4 protein-coding genes are annotated in these 6,061 nt (G+C 37.1%); all 4 read right to left on the reverse strand.

Translation table 11 applies throughout. The features are described 5' to 3' along the window. Nucleotides 1-100: 100 nt before the first annotated feature. A complete protein-coding gene (locus IW20_RS20435) occupies nt 101-1,861 on the reverse strand; it encodes an alpha-keto acid decarboxylase family protein (protein WP_035626842.1) in 1,761 nt (586 codons plus the stop codon). A 1-nt stretch (nt 1,862) separates the two neighbouring features. Then, complete coding sequence (locus IW20_RS20440) at nt 1,863-3,581, reverse strand: flavin monoamine oxidase family protein (protein ID WP_035626844.1); 1,719 nt, start codon at nt 3,579-3,581, stop codon at nt 1,863-1,865. A 206-nt stretch (nt 3,582-3,787) separates the two neighbouring features. Beyond that, nucleotides 3,788-4,720, reverse strand: a complete 933-nt coding sequence (locus IW20_RS20445) for a PorP/SprF family type IX secretion system membrane protein (protein WP_035626846.1) — start codon at nt 4,718-4,720, stop codon at nt 3,788-3,790. Nucleotide 4,721: 1 nt separating this feature from the next. Next, nucleotides 4,722-6,061, reverse strand: a 1,340-nt coding sequence (locus IW20_RS20450; RefSeq protein ID WP_035626848.1) for a T9SS type B sorting domain-containing protein, incomplete at its 5' end; no start/stop codon positions are given.

A 6,061-nucleotide genomic window follows, 5' to 3' on the forward strand; every position in this document is an offset into this window, starting at 1 on the left:
TAATTCTAACATTATAGAAAAAAAGCCACCTCAGGAATTAGAACTGAGATGGCTTTTTTGTTTATCCTAACGGATTTTTTTAAATAAACTTATTTTAAACCTAACATAAACTCCATTCTTCATTCAGGAATTCATCCTCTCCAGGTTCATCTGTTTTATAAGCAATTGCTTCTGGAATTGATGTTTTAGGTATGTTTACATGTACAATGGTATTTTCTTTGATGTTCTCAAGTTGTTCCAAAACGGCTTTGAGTTCGTTGAGAGTGTTGACTTCAAAACCTTTGCCTCCAAATACATCAACGAGTTTTGCATATTTCCAACGATGCATTTCATTGTAATCATAAACGTTGTTTAAATCGGGAACGCTATATTCAACCTTGTCTTCACCACGAAACGGATTCGGATTAACAAGCATTTGTTCAATACCATAAATACCATTATCCAAAACAAAAACAATGGTGTCGTGTTTCAGTTTATTCTGCGTAGATATAGCCTGACAAGTTTCCTGAAAAGCACCGTCGCCCACAAATACGACCGCCCTTTTATCAGGCCTTGCACATTTTATTCCGGTTGCTGCAGGAACAGAATAACCTATCGAAAGCCATGATGCTTGCGCTACGAATCCGTTAGGTTCTTCAATACGAATGCCTTGGGCGCCCAATAAAGGGAAACCCGCATCGGCAACCACTATATGTCTCTTGTCTATAAAATCATTGATTCGGCTGAAAAATGTATCATAAGTAAGTTCTTGTTGTCCTTTTTTCAGCATGCTGTTATTAGCGAGAAAAAATGATTCAGGAAGTATTTCTGTATCATACATTTCGTAAGCACTAAAAGTAACTTTGGTAAGTTCTTCTTGCAGGAATATCATAAAATCTCTTAGCGACACATTGGCTATATAAGAAGCACCAATCCTTACACCACTGTGATTGGCAAGTACCGTATCTTCTTTCCATACATCAAAACCACCTAGATTTTTACCTGTAGTCCATACGCCAAGGCCAATTTTTAGTTGAGCTTTTTCAAATCGTTCCTTGACATCTTTTGGCGATGCCTTACCATTAAAAACACCTCTGAACTTAGGATGATTTTCGGATACGATTGATTTACCGAGTATAGAGGTCACAAATTCTGTATCGGTAGTTTCAATCAGATCCAGGAATTCGTCTTGAATACCGTAGCGCTGTATCTCAATGCCACCCCAGAAAATAATTTCTTTTCCTTTTGCCATTTTAGCTACTCTTTGAGCAGCCTTGCGTGCACTTGTCTGGCATTTAGATGCTTCTCTTTCTACTAATGGAGCGATAGGAGGGTCGCATTCCATTCGCCATGCATCTTCAAAAACTTCAAGATAAACCGGTCTTCCGTATAAAATACAGGCATTTAGCACGGAATCAATTTTATAAGGAGCATCAGATGCTCCTGTAACTTGTTCTGCAGCAACAGTAACGTTTCGAAACACATTGATATTACTGTACATATCACCAGTCATATGTGATGCCAGCATGCCCTGAACAAGGCTTCGTTGCTGATCTTTGTTTGTCGGAGCTCCATTAATGACAAGCACGGGGCAGTGTTCTACATAAGAACCTGCAACCGAATTAAGCAGCGTAAATGCTCCCACGCCATAGGTTACTGCTACAGCAGCGAAACCGTTCTGACGTGCGTAGGCATCTGTACAATGCCCCGCATTTATTTCATTTGTGTCGTTAACGATTTTAATTCTTGCGTTTTTATCTTCTTGAATAGTATTTAAAAACGGCGCGGTATAATTGCCTGCAATTCCAAATAAATGAGTTAGTCCTAATTGTTCCAGACGTATTTGCAGGTATTTTGCAACGGTGATTTTTTGCTCTGACATCTTAAATTGGGTTATTCAGGTTACCGATATTTCCGTTGACTTCGAGCGCGGTACGGATTCCAGATTCGATGGCGCCTTCAATCCAGGCATGTTTCAGGGAAGTATGCTCTCCAGCAAAATGTGCTTTTCCATCCCATTCGGTTGAGATGATATGTCGTTGCAATAAGTTTAACTGTCCTGGGTTAAATATTGCTGCTTCGCCATAAGCATAAGGATCACGCATCCAGCTTTGTGTTGCGCCACCTATTAATTTTCCGCCCTTTTTTTTATAGTCCTTAATGCTCGAGCTAATTACTGCAAGATTTATAATGCGCTGCTGTTCTTCCTCATCATCAGAGTGCATGATAGCCAGATTTTTAAGCGCATAAAAATACCTGTCATCGTCATCCATAGAATCCCAGCGGCTTGCTTCGTCTGACCAGCAATAAGATGCCAACACAACACCATGCCCTTTAGCTCCTAAATCATTACTCGGATAATAGGTAAAACGGTTCGAGAAATCAGTAATTGTACCACCGCCAACAATATTATAAGGAGGTTCCTGCCACCATTTTTCTCGAAACTCGAGTAATATTTTAGTAGCAGAATCGTAGTGCAGTTCTCGGATTGCTTTTCTTTTTTGCTGATCAAATTGTGGTGTTACATACACATGCCTTAATGCCGAAAAAGGTATGGTGACAATTATTTCATCAAATTCCAGATCATTAACTGGCGTTTTTAATGCTTTGAATCCTGCGTCTTCATAATACTGAGGATCACGCTTTATTTCAATATCTACTTCTATCTTTACCTTGTCGTTAACGAGCATCATTTTGGTCATTCTGCAATCAAAATAGGTGTTTTCCTCGAGACTATAAGCTTTAAAAAATGCATTTGGCAGCAAGTCGCTTCCGCCCACAATTTCCTTAAACGTAGTAGTGTCCTTGATGATATTTTGTTCAATAAAACTCTGGATAAAATCATAGGCCATTCTGGACTCTAGATTTTGCATTACTCCAATCATTTCTATGGCATTTTCTGAATACTCTGAATTTTCCTTTAAGAAACGACGCATCGAATATTCTCCGTAACGCTCAATAAGCAAAGGCCAGTTTTCCTCAGGATTTTTTGCAATAAAATCCTTAAGCGGATCAATGAGAGCGGCCATTAACTCGTCGGCACGCTTATTTTCGCTGCTGTCCAGATTAAAGTCTAGTAGTTTGTTTACATCGACCTTAGCTCCATCTTTTCGGATATATTCATTCTGCACAACACGTTTGCGGTTAACGTAGAAAAGGGAATTTCTAGTATCCTTCGGTTCATGATCAGTTAAGCCTGCCTGATATGCGATTGCCTGTTCTTTATCGACAGATTTATAATAAAAAGGTTCAGTTTTGAGCCCGAGTTTTTTAATGTATTTGAGCACCATTTTGTGTATGGTCGGGATACGCATTGCACCCGCTTCACCATAAACACTGTCGTCTTCAAAATATTTTTTGTCTTTAGAATTCCTGAAAGTCTTGATCCTGCCACCAACACGGGTGTTTGATTCGACTATTGTAACATTATGTCCAGCCTCTTTTAGCATTGCTGCGGCTACCATTCCGGCCATTCCGGCACCAATGATTAATACGTCTTTTGGTTTATCCGTACATGGGATTCCCCCGTCAATGTATTTTAAGTAGTCTTGGATAATGACGTCGTTGTCTTCGTCAAGTAAGCCGTGTAAATAGTTTTCCATGATTAGGTGGTTTAGTTATGGGTTTATTCTTTTATGAATAAAACTCTTTAACAAATAAACTCAGTAAAATCCGGATTTTTAAGCGTAATTCTACCTGTTTTTATATTGTAGAATGCGGGATTTTTAATTCCCCAGATCAAAAACACTATTTTTTTATAACGGCAATCACGTAAATAGGCAAGAGTAATCCATTAAAAAAAAGATAATTAATTTACACACATACAATTACTTGGTCTATTTTTTAAATCAAATCCTATAGTCAACATGTGGGTTCCTGAATTATAATTTTGAAGTTGATTTAAACTAATATTAAATGAATAGGCAGCATAAAATTTATTTTGCCGAAATCCTATTAAAGGAGCAATTGAATTAGCCTTAAATGATTGATCTGCCAATAAACGTAGATTTACTCCTCCCCAAATATAATTTTCTCCTGTCATTTTTCGAATTTTAAGATTAAGGTCAAGGCTAGACCGACCATCACTTTCATATATTTGATAAAGAATAGATGGCTCATATTCTATAGAAGAAAATTTATTTTTTAAAAGAAATCCTGTATATAAATAATAGTTTCTAATATTCATCGGTTCTTTTAAGATCGTAGGTTTTACAGTTTTATTTAAAATATTTACTGCATTAAAACTGATGAAAAAATTTTCTAAGCGATATAAAAAGCTTAAATCAAAATTTGAATTATTCACATTATAAGACTGAACACTTGGATCAGACGTGATGATGTCGGATATATCTATATTAAAATTAGTAAATTTATAAGAAAGCCCAAATGACAAATACTGATTATTAAACTCAGATATAGTAATATGATGTGCATAAGTTAGCTGTCCTCCCTTTTGAGAAGTGTTTCTATTTTTATCATTAAAAAAAATAGCTCCAATACCTGAACGATCTGCAATTCTGGCATCAAAAGATAATGACTGTGTTTGTGGCGCATCTTTTACTCCCAACCATTGTGCCTCGCCTGTAAGACGTATTTTATAGTATTCACCAATACCCGCGTAGGCTCCAGCAATGACAAAGGGATTATCTGCTAAATATTGACTTGTTGGTGCGAGTTGTAATTCTTGCCCATAAGTGGGAAGAATAGTAATTATAAAAAGTAATAATAATATTTTTTTCATTTTATCTAAATAAGGTCATTCCGCCTATAAATTCTCTTCTATCTTTATCGTTGTTAGTTTTAATAACATACCAATAGTCTCCCGTTGGCAAAGGTTTTCCTTGATATGTTCCATCCCAACCCATTGTTGTATTTCCTTTAAAAGTCATGATTAATCTTTGGTATCTATCAAATATTAAAACTTCTAAATTTGGATAATCTTCTATTTTTGTAGGGTACCAATAATCATTATTTCCATTTCCGTCTGGGGAGAAAAATTCTGGAAACTCTATTCCTTCGTATGTTAAGTATGCTGTATCAGTAGAGACACAACCTTTGTCATCTTTAACGTAAATAGTATAATTTCCAGCGGAATCAATCTTGAAAATTGGATTAGAAGTATAATTATTAGCGCTATTGATACTATATTGATAAGGAGCAATCCCTCCTGATGTAATTATTGTATATTGATTAACTCCAGTTTTAGAAAAAGTAAAATCTGGGTTGTCCGTATTTTGTGTTACTAATACTGTATCACTAGTGCTACATCCTAAAATACTATTTGTGACCGTTAAAGTATATACTCCACTAGAACTTACAACAGGGGTTAAAGTATTAGAACCACTAATAATAGTTCCTCCAGTCCATAAATAAGTAACACCCAAAACATCAGAACCAGTTCCGTTGAGCATAATAGTTGGTGAAGCGCAAGTAATTACAACCGGACTACCTGCTTTGGCAATCGGAGCAGCTTGTGTATTTAGGGTTACTGTAGCTGTAGCAACCAAGCTACAAGAAGAAGCATCATTTACAGTATAAGTATAAATATTGCCAACATTAGTCCATCTACCTCCAGTATCTGGTGTTCCACCCAGTTGAGCAAACAATTGCGCAGCTGTAGGAGTAGATCCCGAACATAAAGTCAAAGTTCCGTTTGTTCCTGCATTTGGAGCAGCTTGTGTATTTAGGGTTATTGTAGCTGTAGCAACTAAGCTACAAGAAGAGGCATCATTTACAGTATAAGTATAAATATTCCCAACATTAGTCCACGTACCTCCAGTATTTGGTGTTCCGCCTAGTTGGGCAAACAATTGAGCTGCTGTAGGAGTTGCTCCCGAACATAAGGTTAAAGTTCCGTTTGTTCCTGCATTCGGTGTTGCTTGTATGTTTAGAGTTACAGTAGCAGTAGCAACTAGGCTGCAAGGAGAGGTAGGATTTACAGTGTAAGTATAAATATTTCCAACATTAGTCCACGTACCTCCAGTATCTGGTGTTCCGCCTAGTTGAGCAAACAATTGCGCTGCTGTAGGAGTAGATCCCGAACATAAAGTCAAAGTTCCGTTTGTTCCTGCATTTGGAGCAG

The sequence above is a fragment of the Flavobacterium hydatis genome, from assembly GCF_000737695.1.
Classification (GTDB): domain Bacteria; phylum Bacteroidota; class Bacteroidia; order Flavobacteriales; family Flavobacteriaceae; genus Flavobacterium; species Flavobacterium hydatis.